This window comes from Emticicia sp. CRIBPO, from assembly GCF_009905725.1.
GTDB lineage: Bacteria > Bacteroidota > Bacteroidia > Cytophagales > Spirosomataceae > Leadbetterella.
Map to the genome: position 1 here is coordinate 281,920 of NZ_JAAAKV010000005.1, position 22,718 is coordinate 304,637.

Below are 22,718 nucleotides of genomic sequence, written 5' to 3' on the forward strand. Positions count from 1 at the left end.
ATATTTAATTAATTTTCCTTCAGAATTTTACAATAATTCATCCTGATCCGGAGTTACCGGGCAATCGTAATAAAGTTCACATAACGTTTTCCTCCAAATACCCTGACGTTCGGGCTCTGCATAACGTAGTAGTATGTGCCATCAGGAACGGCGTCTTTTCTGCCGATTTTAATACCCTGATTTACAACGCCATCCCATCCGTTGTCATCATCCGGATAATCAAGTTTGTAGTTCTCGGATTTGAACACCATCTGACCCCAGCGGTTATAGATGATTACCGAAATACTGTCTGAAGCCGTCAGTCCGTTCGGCACATTCAGGTCTTTGATGATCAGTTTTTCGTTGAGACCGTCATTGTTCGGCGTCAAACCTTCAGAGATAAACAGGAGTACCGTTGAAGTATCTGCTCCCGCAGGCTCAAGCGTGATTTCCGTAGGGGTATTGTCGTCTCCAGGGTTGTTGTTGCCGTTTTCATCCGGATCAAAACCACTGTGCGAAATATCACTGACAAGAACAGTGCTGTCAAGGGCGGTTCCTACTACAGTATTGAAGTAAGTCTGGCTCTCTGTGGCATTGTTTCTTACCTTGATCCTGAATGTCAGGGTATCAGACGCTCCGGCGGCCAGTGAACTGCTGTCGGCGATGAGCAACCTGAAATCCATAGAATCTTTATTGGCAAAATAAGGATTAAGAACCAGCTGGCTTCCCGGATTCAGGGTAACAGAATCAATCAGTGCGAAAATCGTTTGGTTTTCAAAAACAATGTTCAGCGAATCGACGAGCTGAACACTGTCCAGCCTGCTTGTTCCGTAGTTCTTGACAATAACGGTATAGGTCAAGGCATAGCTTCCGTCAGAGTTTTTAACCGTATCACTCACAGCCTTGGCTATTCCCAGCGGAGTAAGCACCGGCGGGTTCACCACATCTCCGAAATCAATGACTGTAGGGTCCGAATCATTCGAAGGTGTACCGTTCAGGTCTTTATCAGGATTATCACCATCAGTCGACAAATCGTCTGTTGAGCTGTCAGGATAGTATCCGATGGCAAAGCCCCAGTTGTCGAACTTGGAGGTGTCGGCAAATGTCAAATCTACCCTGGCAAACAGACTGAAAGTAAACTCAGCTTTAGAGGCAAGTTTTGGTCCCAGGCTATCGTTCAGCAGATTAATGAGGTCACCTTTTCCGGTGTAAAGCGGGTTGGCTACAAAACCATTGGTGACATCAAACACTTTTACACTGTCAATGATGACATTGTCACCGAAAGTAGCGGCCAGGTTATCCTGAACCTGCACTTTGTCAAAATCAACCACCCCATAGTTTTTCACCCTGAATTTGAACACGAGGTCAAACGATTTGGGTTTGTTGTCTACCGGAACACCGCTGTAAAGTTTTTTGGCGATACCAATCAGCTGTTTAGGCAGATCATTGAAGTTAAGAATGGTTGGATCTGAACCATCAGGATCAGGGTTGGTGCCATCATTCGACACATCAAATATTTCGTCATTTTCAGGAGTATCGGCAAATGCGGTCACATTATTGAGGAACGGACCGTTGTTACCGTTAAGGATAACATTGATGGTCCATTTCAGTGTATCTGTCTTGCCCGGAGCCAGTGTGCTCAAGGCAGGATTAAGCAGACAGTAATTGTTATTTTTGCCTGAGAACGACGGATCGATAGTCAGGGTGCTTCCTATGCCCAATGAAGGCTGACCAACCACCGCAACAGACAGGTTACCAAAGGTATTGGCCAGTGTATCACAGATGGATATGTTTTTCAGAGGAATCGTTCCGCAGTTTTTGACAATGGCATGATAGGTCACGTTGTAGGAAACCACCACTCCGTTGATCTGTTTGGTTGTATCTGCCACATAAAGGGCCAGGCCGATACAAGCTCCCGGATTCAGCACTGAATCATCAATAAGCAATACAGTAGGGGCATTGCCGGGAGCATCCGGGTTGGTGCCGTCATTTGACAATTCCTGAGCTGTTTTGCTGCCTGTTGATTTAGCCAGAGCCTGGTTTTCAAACCTGGTCACAGTATCAGGCCGTACTTTGACAGTAAACCAGATCGTGTCTGCTTTTCCTATAGCCAGAGGTCCTTTGGCGATAACAAAGCTGGCGGCTCCGTCAAAAAGATTATTGGAGACAAGTTGGCTGGCCGTATTCACAATAGGCTTGCCGACCATGGTGTAGGTGGCAGGGGCTTTGAAGGCTTTAGCCAGCGAATCGTAGACCACGACGCTGTCAAGATTGACCAGGCCGTTGTTTTTAACAATCAGCTGGTATTTGACATCATAACTTCCGTCATTGTTTTTAACCGTATCGACGATCGCTTTGGCCAGACCTATGCTGGCGGTGTTTTTCAACCTGATAATGGTAGGGTCTGAACTGGCTTTGACAATCACCAGGCCGTCGTTCGAAATATCTGAGACCGAATCGGCAACGGATACTTTTCCTACGGCTTTGGTATTGGTATAGAATGGTCCGGTCTCTCCGTTCGGAATCAGGTTAATGATATAGGTAACGGTATCGGTTTTACCCGGATCCAGTTTACTTGTCGCAGGATTAAGCAAGCCTGTGTTGCTGTTTCCGTTGAAGTTGTTGTTGGCAACCAGCTTACTTCCCGCGTTAACCACAGGTTTCTGAACAAAAGTAAATACAGATGGTGTCACAAAGACAGTATCCAGCACATGGGTAAGGTTCACGCTTCTCAGGGTGTCGCTTCCGCAGTTTTGTACAAGGCTCCTGAATCTGATATTATAGCTGCCATTAACTTGTCTTATCGTATCTGCTTTAAGAGAGGTGGCGATACAGAGTTCGCCCGCACACGGTGTTATTGATACATTAACCAATGCCGGCTGGCTGTAGCAGCCCGCAGTGCTCTTCTCAAAAATGATGTAGCTTCCTGCTCCCACAGCAGTCGGATTAGCCACCAGCGGGGAAGCCGGGCTGATACCGGTGTGGAATTCAAAGATCCCACCCGGGGTAGACGGCAGGCTGAGAATTTTGGTAGACAAGTCTACTTTGTTGACAGGACAAACATTGCTGGCCAGCGGTGTAACCGTCGGTGCAACAATAGAAGGTTTAACCGTGATGGCTGTTGTATCAGAATTCACTGAAGTACAGCTGGTATTGTTTCTCAGTTTAACCCAATAATTACCCGCTACTTTCACCTTGATGGTTTTAGTGGTATCGCCGGTGCTCCACAGGTATTTAAGACCCGGAGCATCAGAGGCAGTCAGGTTCAGTGAATCACCGAAACAAAGTGCCGCCGGTTTACTAAGTGTAATGGTTGGTTTCTGAGCAATACCGTTGATCGTCAGCTTCATAGTGTCTCTTGCAGCTACGCAAGTACCTGTTCCGTCAGGGTCATTGGTAGTCAGAATGAACACCACGTTACCACGGGTGATGTCCTGAGAACTGTATTTGTATTTGGCGTTCAGTTTGGTGTTGCTGTCAAATGTTCCGGTTCCGTTGCTGGTTGTCCAGGTTCCGGAAGTGGCAGCACCGCCAGTGACTCCGTTAAGAGCAAATGTATTTACTCCTGTCAGACAGACAGTGGAATCAACACCTGCAAATGCTGTCGCAGGGCTGGTCACACAATTCGGAGGAGTGCCACAATTCGAAATCGTTACATTGATTCTTGCCCCGGTGCTGATACAACCGCTTGCGGTAGAATCAAACACATAATATGCTCCTGAGGCGGTTACCACAGCCGGGTTCAGAACGGCAGGGGAGGTTGGAGAATTTCCTGTTCTGTAAAGGAATTTACCACCTGCAGATACCGGGCTTGTTACGGCTGTTACCAGGTTAACACTCAGAGCAGGACAAGCATTTACGAGCGTGGCTGTTACTACCGGAGGAGTGGCAGAGCCAACCTTGATTTGTTTACTGGCAGTGCCCACACAACCACTTACCGAGCAGGTCGCTGTATAAGTAGTCGTAACCGAAGGTTTTACTTTGATGCTGGCTGTTGATACTCCTGTACTCCATAACAGTGCACCTGTGCAATTGCTCACGGTCAGGGTTACAGACGAAGTATCACATATAGATTCTTTTGAAGCTACGATAACCGGTGCTATGCCCCTGGTTATGATAGAAACAGGCAGTGAGTTGACGCTTGAACAGCCGCTTACTGTACAAGTAGCCGTGTATGTAGTATTGGTTTCAGGATTCACCACGGTAGTAGTTCCGGCGGCACCGTTAGACCAGGTCACTGTGCCGGTGCAATTGCTGGCTGTCAGTGTCACACTTTCTTTTACACAAACGGTATCTTTTCCTGCAGTAACAATAGGTGCCTGAGGTTTTGGTGTCACAGTAATGGTGGCTGTAGCATATCCCTGGCAGCTGACTCCTGTTGAGCAGGTGGCGGTATAAGATCTTGTTGAATCAGGACTGACGGTAATGCTGTTGCCGGTGCCGCCATTGCTCCAGGTAATGCTTCCTGTACAATTGCTGGCTGTAAGGGTGGTACTTGCCCCTCTGCATATCGATGCATTGCTGATCTGGATAACCGGGGTTTGACCCAGACCTCCCACAGTAATGGTTTTTGTAGCTGTTTTAGTACATGCTCCGCTACCGCAAGTCAGGGTATAAGTCGTTGTTGCGTTAGGCGTGACCGTGATTGAGGCGGTCGTCTGGCCTGTACTCCAACTGATGCCCGAGGTACAGTTTTCAGCCGTCAGTGTTACTGCCTGGCCTCCGCAGGTGGCGTTAACCGAGGCTACAATGTTCGGCGTGCCCTGTCCCGAGCCTACATTTATGGTAATGGTATTGGAGTTTGGACTTACACAGGTTCCTGATCCGCAGGTGGCGGTATAATTGGTATTTACTACAGGTTTTACAGTAATCGAGCTTCCTGTCTGACCGGTTGACCAGGTGATGACCGAGGTGCAGTTGGTAGCTGATAACGTAACTGAATCGCCCACACAAATGCCGGTTTTGTTAGCTGTAATTACCGGAGCAGAAACGGATGGTGTCGTAGTAATAGAAACCGGGGCCGAGGCGATGCTCACACAGGTATTTACTGTACAAACAGCTGTGAATGTTGTATTCTGAGTGATTACCACTTGTATAGAGGCTCCCAAAACATTGTTAGACCATCTCACGGTTCCGGTACATCCGGTCGCAGTCAGGGTAACGGCTGTTCCTGCACATACACTGGTGGCCGAAGCAGAAATCAGCGGAGGAGTAATGGTATTCACTACTATGTTGACGCTGTTTGAATTCGGGCTGATACAGGTTCCAACAGTACATTTTGCTGTGTAGGTCGTATTAGTTAAAGGACTTACACTGATGCTGTTCCCGGTTTGACCGGTTGACCAGGTGATGGTGCCGTTACAGCCGATAGCGGTCAGGGTGGTACTTTCTCCGAGACAGATATAAGAATTTAAAGTAGCAATGATCGGCGTTGTAGGGTTACAAGGCTGTATCGGGTTGATCGTGCTGGTATCGTCGTCATCCTCGTCAGCACCGGTGCCCGGAGTTGAATCAGGATCAGGCTGATCTGAAGTCATTACTTCCGCACGATTCGTGATAACACCAGTATTCAAGACTTTGGCGACGATGGTAAATTCAACTTCTTCATTGACCAGGATCGTGTCAAACTGAGCAGTTACAGTGTTAAGGCTGCTGGTGATCAGGTCTGCTCCGGTGGTCGAAACCAGCTGGAGTCCGGCAGGAAGAATGTCTTTTACCTGTACGTTGGTTGCTCTATCAGGCCCGCTGTTTTTTACAGAAATAAAGTAAGTTACATTACTATTGACATTCGGTGTATTGTTGCTGACAATTTTCTTCAGACTCAGGTCGGCAGATTGCACGGTCGAATTGACCTGGATAATTTCATCGTCGTCGTCGTCCTCGTTAATAGTACTCCCATTGCCCGGAGTTGAGTCGCTGTCAAACTGATCTACACTTTTTACTTCGGCAATATTGATGATCGTACCTGTTCTTGTGACTTTGGTTTTATAAGTAAAGGTTTTGCTTTGTCCTGCCAGTAGTTTAGGAAGATTTAAAGTAAGTCTTCCGCTCGTATTGATAAACTCAGGGCTCGAAACAAATAACAGTCCTGCGGGCAGAACATCTTCTACCACAATGTTGGTCGCAGAGTCAGGACCGGCATTGCTCAGCAGGATAGTGTAGGTAATGGTATCGTTCAATGCTGCTATCCTTTTATCGGCTGTTTTCAGCAAGCTCAGGTCTATGATCTGAGTACAGGCTTTTTCCATCACTTTAACCATGGTCGGGTTGCTGTAACATCCCGCACCTGATTTTTCGAAAAGATAATAGGAGCCTGGCCCTGCAGAGGTAACATTGCTTACTAACGGAGAGTTGGATTTGGGGCCTGTGTGCCATTCAAATGTTCCTCCGGGCGTTGTAATACCATTGATGATGTGGGAATTAAGGTTGGTTTTCGTGCCGGTACATATCTCAATGACATTAATTGAGCTTGGATTGGAAGGCCGGGCGTTTACCGTTACTGCCAAAGGAACCCGGGCATTGGTACATCCGAAATTCACGCTGTCAGATACTGCGTAATATACTGTTGAGGTAGTCGGGAAAACAAGTTTATTTTCGCCGCTGGCTCCTGTAAAGACGGGGCTGCCTCCGTTAGGAACAAGGTAATAGCTGATTCTTCCACCCAGGGAGCTTACGGCCTTGATGTAAGTGGAGTCACCCACACATAATTGATTGTTGAGAGCAGTTACAGAAGTAATTTCGTCACATGGAAGAAGATAAATACCTGCGTCTATGTTGAGATTACTTACACCTGAAACCAGGGCAATAGAGCCGGATTTTCCGGTTACAGGGTCTACGTCACTGTCTTTAGCCGGATCGCCGACACTTTTAGGACTGCCTAAATAACCGGCAGGTTTCTGGAATGCGACTATGTAATTACCAGTCATAAGGCTATCGAAATGATAGATACCACTGGCATTGGTAACTGTTGTAAGCAAGGTATCGCCGCTTATGGCTTCCAGGCGTACGGTTACGCCAGGGATACCCGGTTCAAGCGGGTCCTGAATACCATTATAATTTTTGTCGTTCCAGACAAGGTCTCCGATCCTCGTATATTGATTAACAAAGATCGTGGTAAAGTCTGCGTCGTCTTCATCCCCGCCGGATTTGCCGTTCTGAAGAACTTCATCGTCAATAGCAACGAGGTCGTTGTTAGGATCAGAGTCCGGAGATGAATCGATGTCAATCACGTCTTCTCCCAGCGGGCCTTTGGCTTGACTGATTTCCCCTTTATTGATAATCTGCGAGCCGGTAAACGCCGGGTCTATTCTGAAGGTAATTTTAGGACAGGTAATCCGGCCGGCAACTATGTGTAACGAAGGATTGTTCAGAGTAACCAAATTGCCTGACTGGGTCCAGCTTGTATCTTCAAGGATCAGACCTGCAGGAATATAATCGACCAGTTTTATCGAAGTGGCATTCAGCGTGCCCTGGTTGATCACATAGAATTCAAAAGTTACTTTTGATCCCGGGAACAGAGGACCTTCTGTCAACAGAATTTTTCTCATGGCCAGGTCAAATACCGGGGCAGGGCTGACGGTTACGTTACAGAAATCAGAATCATCTTCATCGTCTGAAGGGTTTCTCTTGCGATTTTCTGTGATAACATCGTTTTTGGCTACACCGTCATTAGAAGGGTTGCTGTCCGGGGTGGAATCTATATCTTCCACGATGTTTCCCTGACCATCCCTGGCCGAGCTGATCTCAGCTACGTTCATCAAAGTTCCGGTGGCTGAAGGGCTTGCTTTGAATGTAATTCTTTTCTGAATGGTATGGCCCGCTTTAAGGGTGTCTACAGGTACTTTAAGGGTAGCAATGCCCGGTGTTAACTCTTCCCAGTTGCTATCGTTTAATATTAAGCCGGCAGGAATATAGTCAGCGATCTGAATGGAAGTAGCTGTTATTTCTCCCTGGTTATAGACATTAATATCAAACCTGACACTTGAGTCTGGCATGACATAAGTGGCGTAGGAGGTTTTTTGTAAGGCCAGGTCAAACGCCTGTCCCTGCGTCACAATCACCGGACAACAGCCAGTGGGGCCGCAGGTAGTTTGAGAGGTCGTAAATGTAAAACTTCCCGGAGCTTTGATGGTAAGAGACTGGTTCGGATTTACAGTGGCCTGTGTTGTCAATGCGGTAATTTCCACGCCATTGTAATACCAGGTTACGTCCAGGCTGTCGCCGTAAATGGCCGGAACAGCCACAGTGTACTGGTCTCCTGCAAACCACAATAACGGCACTGAAAAACAGGCCGTTGTCATATCATCTTCAGTCACAGAATGGTTTCCCGGACTCGAGTCGGGGTCTGTGTCCGGACTGCTTTTTACTTCCGCAACATTAAAGAAGACACCCCGCTGGGTCACGGTCCCTGATATTTCCAGGCGGAGAGAATCCCCGCTGGCAAGCGAGGGAATGGTCCAGGTGCCCGTCCCTGAGGGAGCGTCGTAAGCCCATGTTCCGCCGTTGATAGAAGAACTTATCGTATTAATACCGTTAATAGGCACTTTGTCTTCCACAACAATATTAGTAGCGGTAGCGGGACCGTTATTTTTGATATATACCGTGAACTTTATGTTTTCATTTAACTGCGGTGCAGCCTTATCCACATGTTGTTTTAAGGAAAGATCAACCTGTGCTGCCATTGATTGAAATGAAAGAAAAACTACCGAAACAGCTGTAATAAAAGCCATTTTGAGATACGGAAGATGATAAGCAGCGTGGTTGGAGATACTTTTCCGCGTGTGGAAAGCATCTTTTAAAAGCCGTTGTTTTTTTAAATAAATGGAAAGCAGGTTCATAGACTTAGGAATTAAAATTTCTTTGAAAAGCACTCGTTTATTTCAAGACATAATTAGAATTTACTTTAGTGTAACTGGCCGACACATTTTAAGTTTGTTGAAACCTAAATAAAACAAAAAAGGCTTTTCTTTCGGGAGAGTCTGCTTCCTCAACGGGTCACAGAATTTCTCTTTTTGTTTATCCTTTAATGTTAATAAAACAGATTACCCAAAAACATCGCTAAAACTATGCCAATTCTTGTTTCTGTTTTTTCACCGGATATTTTGACGTTGACATACGATTAACTTATCTGTAAATGCACTATTAAATCAATCCGGTAAAGTGAACAGCTCAGTTATTAACATGGCATACCTGAAACAACCTTGAGAACTGTATACCTCTAAAACTGTGCCAGTTTTGATAAAATGAAGGGGGCATAAAAAAACAAAGCCTCTGAGGATGTCTCAGAAGCTTCTGTAAATGAGGTAAATAAATGTGCAGATCAGAAGTCGTTTCCTACCGAAACGTAAAGTTTAGGCTTGCCGACTTCCTTGTTTTCAAGGCCATAGGCATAGTCTACTTTAACCAGGAATCCGAGAATGGTGGTTCTGGCACCAACGCCGTAACCGATCAGGAACGGGTTTTTAAAGTTGGTAACTTCAACGTAAAACGGATTGCCTGCTCCGCCGATAATTTCTGTATTCAGGCTGTTTTGCCTGCTCAGCGGCCCCTGATTTCCGTTCCAGGCCGTCCCGATATCATTGAATGCCACCAGCTGAAGGTTTCTCAGGAATGAAGAGGAGATTGAACTTCTCGGGAAATAACTGGACAGCGAGAACCTGAGTTCAAGATTTACCAGCAAATGATTGGTGCCGTATAGTTTGGCAAAATCAAAGCCCCTGAGATTACCCGCAAAATTGTAAAAATTGATCTCACTGATATTCGTAGGCACGCCGGTATTGCTTCCGTTTATTTTATGGATCCGGCGGTCTATCAACCAGTTTTCCACGCCGCCGAGGAAAGTGTATTTGGGAGAATTGCCCAAAGACCTGCCATAATTAAACCTTCCGGCAAAGTAAATACCATTTACCAGTTTCTGATATTGTCTCAGATCCAGGTTGATTCTGTTAAAATTCTGGTTTTTGTCAGTGAAAGAGATGTTTTTTTCAAGACTCAGCTTTCCCCTCGTTCCTTTTTCTATATTTCTTGAAACAGTGACGGCATTGTCAAATATAATGTTGGCCTGCAATCCGCCGTAAAAAGCATTCAGATTGGATCTTGGCAAATCGATGTAGTCGATGTCAGAAGTCATAAAAGCAGAAGGTACGCCTTCCAGTTTCAGAAACTTGCTAAACGGATAAACGATCGTTCCCGATATTCTCTGATAGAGGGTCCTCCTTGAAATGGCCAGATTATTCTGATCCGGAATTAATATTTTTAAAGGTCTGAAAAGATAGCTGTTCTGGTCATCAACCCTCTCGAAATTGGTAGATCTCCTTTCGAATTTAACTTTCCAATCCACCTTTTTTTCATAATTGCCATATTCTACATAAAGATCATGGTTTTTAAAGAAAGGGGTACTTGGTGTAACAAAACCATAGAAAGTAATGATATGGTTTTCAAGTAAATCATTCAGCACCAGTTTGGAAGACACACCGAACCGCCTGACGGGGTCATTATGAATATCAAACTTGTTGTCGTTTGAGATCAATAAATTCTGGTAAGCTTTCGGAGCACTCAGTTTAAATTCTTCAGAAGGGCGTTTTAACTTGGTGTTCAGGCTATTCTGCAAATTACTGGAAGAGTTGATGAGGTCTTTGTTTTCTTTAACCAGTACCACGTTTTTCGGATCAAACTCATAAAAATCAGTATCGATCTCACCCGGCTTCAGGTTACTGAGCTTGCTGACTTCCTGTTCCGCCACCGGTTTTGTTTTAGGCAATTCCGTCTTAGCGGGCTCTTCGTTGGTAACTTCCGTCTGGTTTTCCAGGTAAAAAGCTTTCCACTCCCGGATAAATCTATTGTAGGAAATACCAAGAGTACTGGTAATGCTCGATTGTTCGTTTCTGATGATCCTAGTCAGATTCAGGATATTCGAAATATTGTCACGGCCATATTTAACGGCAATGTAATTCCAGATAGACTGGCCGACGATGGCCGCTTCCTCGCCCTGAAGGTGCGAGAGCTTTTTATTGGAAGCTTTTTGAATGGTCGTTTTGAAAGTGTCAAACATCTGGGAATTACTGCCTTCTGCGATGTAAGACGAAATACCTGACATATACCACTCTGGCACCGTAAGCAACAGGGAGCTTTGAAGAACTTCTTTTAAACTGCCCCCGTACAACATGTCGTAGACAAACAGGCTGGTGATTTCCTTGATCAGTTGTTTTTTGAAAAGGCTGTCATTTCCTGCAAACGCAATCTGTATCCTCGCCTTGGCCAGGTTGACGGTTCCGCCATCCAGTTCACTTGGAGAGGTAAGTCCTATATTACTTTGTTCAATGTCTTTCGGAGAATTGTAGATGAAGATTTTCATCGTTGTGAAGGGCGTATAACCGAGTGTTTCAGTTATTTTTTCATATTCAGTCTCAGAAGTTTTAGCGGCCATTTGTGAAAGTAGTTCGCCGCCTCTGTAATAATTGAATTCAAAATTATTACTCTTTATGGTTTTCCATTCGAAACGCTTCAGTTGTATGCGGTTTTTTCCGAACTCCTCCTGCGTAGCCCCAAAGTACTTCTGGCCGTAAACAGAGGCAGAAATCACCAGAATATTACATAAAAAAAGCAAACTTCTTTTCATAGTCAGAAGACATAAATATGATTTGTCGTTCTAATATAACGCATAAAACCGTTCTATGGTTGTTTCGGGATGTATTTCTTTTTTAACGGTCAGGAAATCCGTCATGTTTTTTGCGAAATAAGGAGCAAGCGAAACCCCCTTCGTACCTAAGCCGTTAAAAATGTGGACGTTCGGAAAACGGGGATGCGGACCCATGATCGGCCTGCGGTCTGTGGTGGCCGGCCGCACTCCGGCCTGCTGATCTATGATCTCAAACTCACTTTTCAGAAACTTACCGACCTGGCTGAGGAGGTATTCCCGGCCGTCTTCCGTCGGTTCAAAATTCAGGTGGTGCCAGTTGTAAGTAGCCCCGATCCTGAACAGGGAATCTTTTACCGGAAGTATCCATTTGCCCTGATTGACGATCTCGGGAATATGATAGTCCGGAATTCTGGCCAGAAGGGTTTCTCCCTTGACAGGATTAAAAGGTAACCAGTTGAAAAGCGGGTTGTTTTTGACATGAAAACCTTCACAGAAAATGATGTTCCGGGCCTGAATACCTTCATAAGTAATTAATTCGTCGGAAATTTCAAGAAGATTGTGATCAAAAGGGAAGTCCCTGATGAGCTGCTGTTCTTCAAAATGCTGACGGAGCACCCGTATAAGTTCGGGTACATCAATCCAGCCGGAATTGTGAGTGATTAATCCGCCGAAAGGGTTTCGGATACTTTTTTCATACTCAGGATTTTGTTCCTGGTGAGTAACGTAGTCGTGTAAGCCGAATTTTTCAATGGCATTCAGGAAATTGGTTTTATGCTGCTCATTGGAGTAAGGCCTGAAAATCTGAGTGGCGTGAATAAGCTCACATGAAAAACGCTTTTCAATGTCACTGTAAAATTCCATCATGACCGGGAATATTTCTTCTGCAAGCCAGGTTTTAGCCAGGTATTTGCCCGTAACCGGGTTATACATCCCGCCTGCCACCATCGAAGAGGAGGGCGTATGGATATCATTGATGATCAGAACAGACTGCTGGTTTTCGGTCAGCTCGTAGGCGAGTAGTGACCCTGCAAGGCCTTGTCCGATGATCAGATAGTCATAAATCATCTTGCTTTTGAAGAAATGGCCACGTCAGCCAACAGGCAAAGCTGATCGACCTGTTCGTCCAGTGTCATATAGGAAGTGTCTATCAGAATAGCATCCTGGGCTCTTCTCAAAGGGCTTTCTGCCCTGGTCGTATCAATATGGTCGCGTTTCTGAATATTAAGGAGGATATCTTCAATGTCCATCATGTCGCCTTTTTCCATCAGTTCTATCTGGCGTCGCTGAGCCCTGATCAAAGGCTCGGCTGTCATAAACACTTTAAGTTCGGCATCAGGAAAAACGACGGTTCCGATGTCACGGCCATCCATCACCAGACCTCTTTTTTTACCCATTTTTCTTTGCTGATCCACCATGGCGTGTCTGACTTCGGCAATGGCACTGACCTCACTTACCCTGTCCGCAACATATAATTTCCTGATTTCATCTTCTACACAAAGGCCGTTAAGAAAGGTTTCATTGCGGCCTTCTTCACTTTTCCTGAATTCTATAGAGAGCTGTCCTAATGCGGTATGAACCTCTTTGGGATTTGTTACTGAAACGTGATTCTGAATAAAAAACAAAGTGACAGCACGGTACATCGCACCGGTATCAATGTATGCATATCCGAGCTTGGACGCCACGTTTTTGGCCGTAGTACTTTTTCCACAAGAGGAATATCCGTCTATGGCAATGATAATTTTTGACATCATGAATAAGTTTTCACAAAGAAAGGCTTAAAAATTTAACAAGACAAAACGGGTCTGAACTATTTCATTTTTTCAGATAGAAAAATCTCAATTTCCTTCAAATTTCCGGGGTTGAACCACTCAAAAACATCCTGATTTTTAAACCAGGTCATTTGTCTTTTGGCATATCTCCTGGAATTTCGTTTCAAAAGCTCCACCATTTCTTCATAAGAATACTCCCCGTCAAAAAAGCAGAAGACTTCCTTATAACCTACCGTTTGAAGGGCATTGTGACTTTTAAAATCCTCCAGCGATTTTACTTCTTCCAGCAGTCCGTCCTCCAGCATTTTATCCATTCGGGCATTGATCCGGGCATATAATTCTTCACGAGGCCGCTCCAGGGCTATTTTGATGATCTCGTAATCTCTTTCCGTTTTGCTGTTTTTCAGGAAACCGGAGAATGGTTTCCCGGTGTGCAAACATACTTCCAGAGCCCTGACCACCCTTTGGGAGTTCATGGTATCCATAGCACTGTAATATTCAGGGTCCAGTTCAGACAATTGTTTCTGAAGGGGCTCAAGGCCCTCTTTTTTGAGAGCCTCCATCAGCCGGTTCCTGATTTCAAGCGGAGCCTCCGGCATCTGGTCCAGTCCGTGGGTGATGGCTTTGACAAATAGGCCGGAGCCTCCGGTCATGATAACGGCGGCGTTTTCTTTGAAATATCCTTCCAGGAAAACATTAACATCCCTTTCAAAATCACCGGCACTGTAATATTCAGTAATATGATGTGAATCAATAAAATGATGCCTGACCCCGCCCATCTCTGAGGCGGAAGGTTTGGCGGTACCGATGCTGAGTTCCTTGTAAAACTGTCTCGAATCACAGGAAATGATCTCCGTTCTGAGTTTTCTCGCGAGATTTACACAAAGATCTGTCTTTCCCACAGCCGTTGGCCCTACAATCAGAATCAGATATTTTTTGTGCATCAATATAAAAACCGGTATGGTTTGATTTGGTAATTTGAGGTCAAAATTACTAAAAATAACATTTTGTTACTTACTTTTGAAAAGCACAAAACACTATTTGATATGGAATTCCTACTTTTCTTTCTGGCACTGGTTTTAGGAGGCATTGCCGCCTGGCAGGTTTTTAACTGGATGTATGGTAAAAAACTGAAAGACAACAAGGAAGAACTGAGGGTTGAGTCCAATATCCTGCTGGAGCGGATCGAGAAAGTATTTAAGGTGGTTCTGGCCGAAGGCTATTTTACAGAAATTTATGATCATAACAGCAAAAAGGATTTCTTCGGGCTGTTTAAATCCAACAAAAAAGCCCTGGTAATAGCCAAAGCCAAAGTAGCCGTAGGTTTTGATTTCGGGGCGATGAAATTCAGAAAGGAAGAAGGAACCAGGAAGCTGATCATCGAAGAGTTTCCTCCGGCACAAATCATAGCCATTGACACGGACTATAAATTTTACGACATCAACCAGGGGTTTCTGCATAAGTTTAACAATGAAGATTATACCTCTATCCTGAATGAAGCAAAAAAACTCATGCAGGAAAAAGCTTTTGAAAGTGACCTGCCCAACATAGCCAACAAGCAGATCGGGCTCATGATGAATCAGCTGGCAGCTTCCATGAACTGGGAAATCGACATGAAAAATACCCTCAGGTTATTACCCGAACCTCCCGCCTTGCCGGAGCCTCCGGAGATAAAACAGGCTGAGGATTAGCAGATATGTTGCCTCTTTAGAGCCAAAGATTTTTTATTTCACAGACCTTACTTAACTTTGCAGTTCATATAAAAATAAATTAATGGCTCTTATTGAAGAATTAGAAGATCAGGGGAATCTCCTGTTTAAACTCAGAAGTTACCTCCCTTTGGTATTCTTGTTTGGCGGACTGGCAGTTTTTTACTGGCGTATCGTACACGGAGATTATGCTAACGTCGGTTTTGAGTACTGGCTGATTTGCCTGGCCGTTGGACTGGCAGGTCTTTTTGTAAGGATATTTACGGTAGGCTTTACTCCTAAAAACACTTCCGGAAGAAACACCTCGGAAGGTCAGCTGGCTGATGAACTGAACCAGACCGGGATCTATTCAGTCGTAAGACATCCCTTATATGTAGGTAATTTCCTGATGTGGCTCGGAGTGGCCATGTTGTCTGCTGATTTCTGGTTTCTTGTGGCTTTTACCTTGTTATACTGGGTTTACTACGAAAGGATCATGTTTGCTGAGGAGGCTTTTTTACGCAGGAAATTCGGTAATCTGTACTTAGACTGGGCCGCTAAAACACCCGCTTTTGTCCCGGCGTTAAAAGTGCCGACCAAACCCAAATACCCGTTTTCGATAAAAAAGGTCCTTAAAAAGGAAAAAAACGGAGTTGCCGCTTTATTTATCCTGTTTTATATCTTTGAGTTGGTTGCCCAGTTTGCCGTGACAGGTACTGTTAAATTCGAAACCACTTTCTGGTTTTGGGGTGCAGCCATCAGTTCGGGTATTTACCTGGTGCTGAAAGTAATCAAAAAATACACGAGACTTTTCGACGAAGAAGGAAGATAAGATCAGCTTATACATATATAGATTAAAGGAGAGATTCGTCTCTCCTTTTTTTATGAAGTTTAAATCCATAATTTTGAAATCTTTACCTTTTAACAATTCAACTCTTATGAAAAAAGCTCAATTACTTTTAATTACCTTGTTCATTTTTAACCTGTCCTTTGCCCGGGAATTAAGCTGGAAATTTAAAACAGAGGGCATGATTCACACCACTCCTTTAGTATCAGGACAGTCTGCTTTTGTCAGCGGAGAAGATGGTCTTTTGTATCATCTGAACGCAGAGACCGGGGCATCGGTATGGAAATTTAAAGCGGGAGGGGCTTTGGGTAGTGACCCTGTTTTGGATCAGAATACCGTGTTTGCCAACAGCAGGGATGGTTTTTTGTATGCGGTTGATGCAAAATCAAGGCAACTGAAGTGGAAGTTTAAAACGCTCGGTGAAAAAATCTACGACGCCTGGGATTATTATCTTTCCTCACCCGCTATCGGTGGTCAGACCTTATATTTCGGAAGTGGTGACGGGTTTCTGTATGCTCTCGAAAAGAACACCGGGAAACTGCTGTGGAAATTTAAAACAGGGGATGTAGTTCATGCCTCCCCGGTACTTTTTGACGAGAAAGTTTACATCGGGAGTTATGATGGGTTTCTGTATGTCATCAACGAAAAAACGGGTAAACTGGCCTGGAAATTCGACACGATAGGGGATGCCTATTTCCCGAAAGGAGAAATTCAGAAAGCGGTCGTTGTGGCGGACAGTATCGTGTATTTCGGCAGCCGTGATTATAACATTTATGCGTTTGATCCCAGAAAAGGGACCGGCAAATGGAACATGAAAGAAAGAGGCAGCTGGGTGATAGCCACTCCGGAAGTCAAAGACAAACAGATCTACTTCGGTACTTCCGACACGCATGCTTTTTATGCTTTGGATGCCTATAACGGTGAAATAAAGTGGAGAATACCATTGAATATGCGGGTTTACGGTTCTTCTGCCATTTTAAACGGGAAAGTGTATTTCGGCTGTTTCAACGGGAAGTTGTACACAGCAGATCAGAAAACAGGAGAAGTATTAAGCACTTTTCAGACGGAGGGCAGCAGGAAAAACTATCACCTTGTTTATGACGCCAATGACAAGTTCCGTCCGGATTTTGAGATGTACGGTAATGACTATCTGAAGGCAGAGAAAAAGATCATGGACATGGGAGCCATCTTATCTTCGGTCGTCATCAATAAGAATATGATCTATTTCAGCAGTACCGACGGGTATGTATATGGATTGAGGCTGTAATGGGGGAAAGGAGAAACGGAGGATGGAAAAAGGATAATGGGAGGGCTTTGTTGGCGATTTACCCTGAAACCGGACTAAAATAGCCCGGTTTCAGGGTAATGTATTATTTCAGGATCTCGTTTAAGACCTTTGGATTTCCGTCAATTTTGTGATGGTATTCAAGGCCGAGTATTTTGGTGATCAGGGGGTAAATATTCACGTTTTCAAATCCTGCGATCTTGTAATTTTCTTTGATGGCCGGCCCCCAGGCGGCAAAACTGGCGTGCATTTCCTTGTTTACAGGGTCGTATCCATGTTTTCCCGGTGTTCCTCCGCGTCCGTTCAGACCGAATGTTTTAGGGTAATGGGCTACGAGCAGAATATCGCCTACACGGTTAAACTTGTCATCCTTTTTGCCGTAGTGCCACTGTTTGGGGATGTTCTTTTTCAGATAAACATCATAAAACTTCGCTTCTTTCTTTAAAGCTTTATAGGTCGGTTTGATGTCCTGTTTGTTTTTAGCATACAAATGAAGCTGCGAACTGCCGTAAGGAACGATAAATTTGGCGGTATCAACAGCTTCCGGTAATAAAATCGGATATTTATTATCAGACAAAACCATTCCATGATCAGACACAAAAACAAAGTTGACAGGGAGGCCTAACGAATCCACGGTGGCTACAAGTTTCGCGATGCTCTCATCTACCAGTTTGACAGATTCTCCTGTTTTCTTAGAGTCCGGTCCTGAATAGTGGGCTTCGTGATCTACTTCCGGGAAATAGAAGGTGATCAGGTGAGGACGCTTTTCTTCCGGCAGTTGCAACCATTCTTTGACCGTCTGAATACGGGTATCCATCCCGATTTTTTCATTGTAATTATAAAAATAAGTAGGTTTTATGCCCTGGATGTCACTTTCAGACGCGACCCAGTAAAAACTCGCACTGATCATTTTCTGTTGTTCGGCCAGTACCCAAAGTGGCGTTCCGCCATACCAGGTGCCATCCGCCACGGCTTTTTTATTTCCCATTCCGTACCCTTCTGCTCTAGATTTATCATGAAATGAATTGTCGACCAGACCGTGATGTCCGGGGTACATTCCTGTTACGATAGAGTAATGGTTTGGAAAAGTAAGGGAAGGATAAGAAGGCAACATATATGGAGCAGACGCCCCTTTCTGTTTAAAGCCCTGAAGGTTTTTAGCTTCATATTTATCAGCAAAGTCGTATCTGAAACCATCCGCAGAAATCAAAATGACATAAGGTTTCTTTTGCTGTTCCGGGCTGTTGACACGGCCGGGCGTAATCTGCTGGGTGAGATCCTGGGCTGAAATCCTGAAAAATCCAAGCACAAGAATAAGGAATAATAAGGTCCTTTTAGTCATTTTTTTAGTTTGTTAAAGTAAGGAAGAAGTCAGAAGGTGCGACTTTTCACATTTTTGAGGCCGTAATTTACTTTTCGATCATCATAATTACAAAAGGACCAACCCAAATAGTAGATAAAATAACAATCTCTTAAGATAAAATGCAGAAGTAAGTTATAAAACCACGGAAGATGCTGGAATTCAGTCAGATCGTTTCTCCCCAGGCTGTCAGCACCAGACTTCTGCCGCTGTCATGATTGCGGTGTTCGCAGAGATAAATGCCCTGCCAGGTGCCGAGGTTAAGCCGGCCGTTGGTAACCGGGATTTGAACTGAAGCACCCAATAGCGAGGCTTTGATATGGGCTGGCATGTCATCCGGGCCTTCGTCGTTATGCTGATAATACCGGGCGTTTTCTGGGACCATCACATTAAAATGCCTTTCAAAGTCACCTCTTACCGTCGGGTCGAAGTTTTCGTTGATAGTCAAGCCGGCAGAAGTATGTTTGATAAACACCTGCAGGATTCCGGCCTTTATTTTCTGGATTTCAGGTAAAGCTTCTTTCACCTGGTTTGTGATCAGGTGAAAACCCCTCGGATAGGGCCGCAACGTGATTTCTCTCTGAAAAACGCTGGTCATGATTGTTCAAGTCCGAATTCAACAACCGCACTCACAAATTCTGCCGGTTTGGTGGCGTGAACCCAATGGTTGGCCCCTTCGATGGTGAGTACGCGGGCGTTCACAAAAGTGCTTTTTATTTCGGCAATGTCTTCGTCTGTAATATAGCTGGAGTCACCACCCCTGATAAACAATACCGGCTTGGTGATTTTCCTTTCCAGATCAATCTCCGCCCCAACCTGGTAAATTTCTTTGGAAATGACAGGAATGTTGATCCGCCAGTCAAATTTATTCTGGTCGTTGCGGTAAAGGTTCTTGAGAATAAACTGCTTTTCCCCAAAATCAGAGACATACTCGGAAAAAATATCTTCGGCTTCTTTCCTGTTACTCAGGGTATCGGTATTGATGGCGGCCAGGCCATTCAAAATGTGATTGTGGTGAGTCGGGTAAAATCTGGGAGCAATATCCACAACGATCAGTTTCTCAAAATTATCGTACTTCATGGCATATTGCATAACGGTTTTGCCTCCCATCGAGTGTCCCAGGATAATGGGATTGACAATGTGGTTGGTCTCAAGAAAGTTGTGAAGGTCTTCAGCCATCACATCATAATTAAAGGCTTCGTCTCTGGGCGACTGACCGTGATTGCGGGCGTCAAGGGTATAAACTTCAAAACCTTTTTCTGCGATGTTTTTACTTACCGTAAACAAATTGTCTGAAGAGCCGAAAACCCCGTGTAATATAACCAAAGGTTTGCCCTCCCCTGTTTTTCTGAAAAAAAGATCCATGCCGAAATGGTTTTGTGAACCCAAATTTACGAAGCTAAATCCTGGAAGTGTGATTTTGACCTTATTTTTTAACCGGGGAACACGATTTTGAACAGATCAGTGATGAAATGTCTCAATATATAATGACAGAATGCCTTGACGGATTCAGTTCCGGCCTTACCGTCTGTCACATTTATTTTGGGAGTAACATACTATTTTACAGATTTTTGTGTTAAAACTCGTAAGACGAATAAATGAGCATCAAACCAGGCCCTTTGGCGGTGCTTAAAAATCACTGAACTTAAAAATTCTTTTCATAATGAACATTTTTCAAAGAGTCCGGTCTTTTTTTTCCTCAAAAGATAAGAACGAAGAGACCCTTCCACCCGTGGAGGTTGCCCAGGCCGTAGAAAGCAAAGCCGAAGAAATGATTGAAACAGCGGTTGAAAATTTCAAATTCGGAAGCCAGATAAGCGACGAGCAGGAAGAATCATTACCTTACTGGTTGTCAAACGAAGACGCACTCAAAGACGAAGGCGTTATTTTTGGTTTGTCCAACGCCAATCCTGATGAGAAAATCAATATTATCAATTCGTTTTTTATCCACCAGACCGCCGAGCTCGAAAAAAACAAAGAACAGCTTTATGAGAGAATCAGCGAGCTGAATCTGTCGATTGAGCAGAATCAGACCAAGATCGAAGAATTCAAGGGAAAAATGGACCAGCTGGAAAACAAAGCCATGGTTGACCACAACCTGGCCAGAACGGTTGCCGGTCTGGTACTTTCACTGGGTATGTGTATCGGAAATTACTTCCTGATATCGCGTAATATCCAGGTCGGATTCCCGGAAAATTATCAATGGATATCCGTGGGCGTTTTTCTTGCCGGGATGTTCAACTTATATAATCCTACCTCTGTATTCCATTCCAAAGATTCAGGCATGACCTGGAAAAGTGCCCTGGAAGAATTCGGAATTCCGCTGGCAGCCTCATTCTTTGTATTTGTCCAGGTTTATGAAAGCCAGCCTTTGCTTAAATCCCTGGCACTTTTCGGTTTTATATTCTTCCTTTTCCTTTTTTCAGGAAAGATCCTTCTGGGCAATATCACCGTACTGAAAGCCGACATTTCAAAATGGCTTTCCAACAGGAATACCAAAAACGATCAGAATTCAAAAGTGGAATACTGGGATTCACAAATCAAATCACTTCATGACCAGATAGATCAGCTCAGGGTTGAAAAATGGAAGATCATACCTGATCTGAACAAAACCGAAGCCAGGTTGGAAAAGTATAAAGCAAAAAGAGATTCGCTGATTCACGTTTTCCAAAGTGAATTCCTGCTGGCAAGAGGCTACAAGGCCAACCTTAACCCGGCACAGATTAAAAAGATATTAGAATAATTCAGAAAATATTAAGCAGATGAATAAGGAAAAAATAAACGAGGATTTTGACAGGGGCTTTAACAATGGCCTCGACAATGTTGAAAAAAGCATTTATGAAGGATACCTTTCCAGCGAAGTGAGCCTGGAGTGGTGGCAGGAACGCTACCAGCAGAAATCAAAAGAGCTTATTGATATCAACGCTCAGATCGCAAAGGTAACCGAAGACCAGATCGAAAACCTGAAGCAAAAACAGGAGAAAAGCCGTGTTTTTGAAGAACAGGACTACCTGGTGGAAGCAGCTGCGACAGAAATCGAAAACAACAGGAAGAAAATAGAAGACCTGCAGGAAGAAAAAAAGAAAAAGAACACGCCGTACCCTTTTCTGGCCGGACTTCTTTATTTCCTGGCAGCCGGAGCTTTTGTGGCCGGTGACCTGATCATTTCTCACGAGATTGTGGCCTATGCCCTTAACATCCGGAATAATTTTGAAGCCTGGGCTTTTGCCGTTGGTCTTGCCAGTTTGTCTATTTTGCTGAAACCAGCCTACGAACGTCTGGTGGAGATGCCTTATCTCCACAATTTTAATGAGAAGACCAAAAAGATTTACGGTTATTTCCAGACCCTTTTGCTGGTCATATCGGTAGTTACGCTGACTGTTTTGGGATGGTTCCGTTACGAAGCTTACAAAACAGATAAATTAAAGGAAAGTATCAACCGTCAGATCAAGACCATGCAGCTGGACGCTACTCCGCTGAATGCTACCGGCCAGCAGGTTGAAAACCCTGTCCTGACCCAGAAAATTGAACAGAAACTGAAAGAATACGATCAGCTTAACCTCGAACTGGTCAATAGCCCGTGGGCTTTGTTTTCTTTTGTTTTGAGTGGCGTTTTATTTGCCATTGCTGGGGCCATCTGTCTGGGTATTGCCTTCCCGATCCTCCAGAGTTATTGGGTCCGGTGGTTCCAGCTCAACCCTTCCATCCGGCGGGCTAACCGGAAAATCCGGAAGAAGACGCCTGTACTGGACGAAAATAAAAAAGTATGGTTTGAGGCGAAAACCGCTCTTGAGTTCCTGGATCAGTCTTCAGCATTGATGCCGAAACTGGATGAATTGAAGGAAGATAAAAACCAGATCACCGGTGAGCTGAACGAGATCAGGGAAAAGATAAAGCTCTCAGTAGAGTCGGCCCGTGTGAGTTCTTACAGCGAAGGTTATTTCTCAGGAAAGTCCAACAGGGGCGATATGACCGACGAGGAATTTGAGGAATACCGCAAACGCAATGCTGAAAAGATGAAGAACCAGGGAGAGTCGAACGCCGACCGTCCTCAGAAGCTATACCGAAACAACGGTTTGAGGCCTCATCAGGCATTGAGAAAAGCCATCACAGATGGATTTAATGAGAATTAATTTGATAGTGAAGGCTTAA

13 protein-coding genes are annotated in these 22,718 nt (G+C 44.5%); 5 read left to right on the plus strand and 8 right to left on the minus strand.

Features of this window, described 5'->3' with window-relative positions:
- Nucleotides 1-53 precede the first annotated feature (53 nt).
- The 5 genes from GVN16_RS12420 to miaA all read right to left on the minus strand — a co-directional run bounded on the left by GVN16_RS12420 (nt 54) and on the right by miaA (nt 14,330).
- Nucleotides 54-8,660, minus strand: coding sequence for an SdrD B-like domain-containing protein (locus GVN16_RS12420; RefSeq protein ID WP_166564216.1), 8,607 nt, complete (start codon nt 8,658-8,660; stop codon nt 54-56).
- Nucleotides 8,661-9,298: 638 nt separating this feature from the next.
- On the minus strand, nt 9,299-11,596 hold the full coding sequence (locus GVN16_RS12425) for a hypothetical protein (protein WP_166564217.1): 2,298 nt from the start codon (nt 11,594-11,596) through the stop codon (nt 9,299-9,301).
- A 30-nt stretch (nt 11,597-11,626) separates the two neighbouring features.
- The gene (locus GVN16_RS12430) at nt 11,627-12,682 is read right to left on the minus strand and encodes an FAD-binding oxidoreductase (protein ID WP_166564218.1); all 1,056 of its coding nucleotides are present in this window, start codon (nt 12,680-12,682) and stop codon (nt 11,627-11,629) included.
- Complete coding sequence (gene cmk / locus GVN16_RS12435; protein ID WP_166564371.1) at nt 12,679-13,365, minus strand: (d)CMP kinase; 687 nt, start codon at nt 13,363-13,365, stop codon at nt 12,679-12,681. The genes GVN16_RS12430 and cmk overlap by 4 nt, the downstream gene beginning before the upstream one ends.
- A 59-nt stretch (nt 13,366-13,424) precedes the next feature.
- A complete protein-coding gene (miaA, locus tag GVN16_RS12440) occupies nt 13,425-14,330 on the minus strand; it encodes a tRNA (adenosine(37)-N6)-dimethylallyltransferase MiaA (protein ID WP_166564219.1) in 906 nt (301 codons plus the stop codon).
- Nucleotides 14,331-14,432: 102 nt separating this feature from the next.
- Here miaA and GVN16_RS12445 point away from each other — a divergent pair, with 102 nt between their 5' ends.
- The 3 genes from GVN16_RS12445 (at nt 14,433) to GVN16_RS12455 (ending at nt 17,188) form a co-directional block, all read left to right on the plus strand.
- Nucleotides 14,433-15,077 (plus strand): DUF4230 domain-containing protein, encoded by a 645-nt coding sequence (locus GVN16_RS12445; protein ID WP_166564220.1) that lies wholly within the window; start codon nt 14,433-14,435, stop codon nt 15,075-15,077.
- An 82-nt stretch (nt 15,078-15,159) separates the two neighbouring features.
- Nucleotides 15,160-15,906: an isoprenylcysteine carboxylmethyltransferase family protein gene (locus GVN16_RS12450; protein WP_166564221.1), complete on the plus strand. Its 747-nt coding sequence runs from the start codon at nt 15,160-15,162 to the stop codon at nt 15,904-15,906.
- A 106-nt stretch (nt 15,907-16,012) separates the two neighbouring features.
- Nucleotides 16,013-17,188: a PQQ-binding-like beta-propeller repeat protein gene (locus GVN16_RS12455; RefSeq protein WP_166564222.1), complete on the plus strand. Its 1,176-nt coding sequence runs from the start codon at nt 16,013-16,015 to the stop codon at nt 17,186-17,188.
- Between the two features lie 103 nt (nt 17,189-17,291).
- Here GVN16_RS12455 and GVN16_RS12460 read toward each other — a convergent pair whose 3' ends face one another.
- The 3 genes from GVN16_RS12460 to GVN16_RS12470 form a co-directional block, all read right to left on the minus strand.
- Nucleotides 17,292-18,548, minus strand: a complete 1,257-nt coding sequence (locus GVN16_RS12460) for an ectonucleotide pyrophosphatase/phosphodiesterase (protein WP_166564223.1) — start codon at nt 18,546-18,548, stop codon at nt 17,292-17,294.
- A 184-nt stretch (nt 18,549-18,732) separates the two neighbouring features.
- Nucleotides 18,733-19,164 (minus strand): secondary thiamine-phosphate synthase enzyme YjbQ, encoded by a 432-nt coding sequence (locus GVN16_RS12465; RefSeq protein WP_166564224.1) that lies wholly within the window; start codon nt 19,162-19,164, stop codon nt 18,733-18,735.
- Nucleotides 19,161-19,931, minus strand: a complete 771-nt coding sequence (locus tag GVN16_RS12470; protein WP_166564225.1) for an alpha/beta fold hydrolase — start codon at nt 19,929-19,931, stop codon at nt 19,161-19,163. The genes GVN16_RS12465 and GVN16_RS12470 overlap by 4 nt, the downstream gene beginning before the upstream one ends.
- Nucleotides 19,932-20,229: 298 nt before the next feature.
- Between GVN16_RS12470 and GVN16_RS12475 the strand changes: the two genes are divergently transcribed.
- The gene (locus GVN16_RS12475; RefSeq protein WP_166564226.1) at nt 20,230-21,309 is read left to right on the plus strand and encodes a hypothetical protein; all 1,080 of its coding nucleotides are present in this window, start codon (nt 20,230-20,232) and stop codon (nt 21,307-21,309) included.
- 19 nt (nt 21,310-21,328) lie between these two features.
- Nucleotides 21,329-22,699 carry a hypothetical protein gene (locus GVN16_RS12480; protein ID WP_166564227.1) on the plus strand — a complete coding sequence of 457 codons (1,371 nt, stop codon included), beginning with the start codon at nt 21,329-21,331 and terminating at the stop codon, nt 22,697-22,699.
- Nucleotides 22,700-22,718: the final 19 nt, after the last annotated feature.

What these genes read in the sequence shown, in the direction of transcription:
- GVN16_RS12460 (WP_166564223.1), bottom strand. Translation starts at nt 18,548, where the DNA reads ATGACTAAAAGGACCTTATTATTCCTTATTCTTGTGCTTGGATTTTTC.
- cmk (WP_166564371.1), bottom strand. Translation starts at nt 13,365, where the DNA reads ATGTCAAAAATTATCATTGCCATAGACGGATATTCCTCTTGTGGAAAA.
- miaA (WP_166564219.1), bottom strand. Translation starts at nt 14,330, where the DNA reads ATGCACAAAAAATATCTGATTCTGATTGTAGGGCCAACGGCTGTGGGA.
- GVN16_RS12450 (WP_166564221.1), top strand. Translation starts at nt 15,160, where the DNA reads ATGGCTCTTATTGAAGAATTAGAAGATCAGGGGAATCTCCTGTTTAAA.
- GVN16_RS12480 (WP_166564227.1), top strand. Translation starts at nt 21,329, where the DNA reads ATGAATAAGGAAAAAATAAACGAGGATTTTGACAGGGGCTTTAACAAT.
- GVN16_RS12430 (WP_166564218.1), bottom strand. Translation starts at nt 12,682, where the DNA reads ATGATTTATGACTATCTGATCATCGGACAAGGCCTTGCAGGGTCACTA.
- GVN16_RS12470 (WP_166564225.1), bottom strand. Translation starts at nt 19,931, where the DNA reads ATGGATCTTTTTTTCAGAAAAACAGGGGAGGGCAAACCTTTGGTTATA.
- GVN16_RS12425 (WP_166564217.1), bottom strand. Translation starts at nt 11,596, where the DNA reads ATGAAAAGAAGTTTGCTTTTTTTATGTAATATTCTGGTGATTTCTGCC.
- GVN16_RS12455 (WP_166564222.1), top strand. Translation starts at nt 16,013, where the DNA reads ATGAAAAAAGCTCAATTACTTTTAATTACCTTGTTCATTTTTAACCTG.
- GVN16_RS12465 (WP_166564224.1), bottom strand. Translation starts at nt 19,164, where the DNA reads ATGACCAGCGTTTTTCAGAGAGAAATCACGTTGCGGCCCTATCCGAGG.
- GVN16_RS12445 (WP_166564220.1), top strand. Translation starts at nt 14,433, where the DNA reads ATGGAATTCCTACTTTTCTTTCTGGCACTGGTTTTAGGAGGCATTGCC.
- GVN16_RS12420 (WP_166564216.1), bottom strand. Translation starts at nt 8,660, where the DNA reads ATGGCAGCACAGGTTGATCTTTCCTTAAAACAACATGTGGATAAGGCT.
- GVN16_RS12475 (WP_166564226.1), top strand. Translation starts at nt 20,230, where the DNA reads ATGAACATTTTTCAAAGAGTCCGGTCTTTTTTTTCCTCAAAAGATAAG.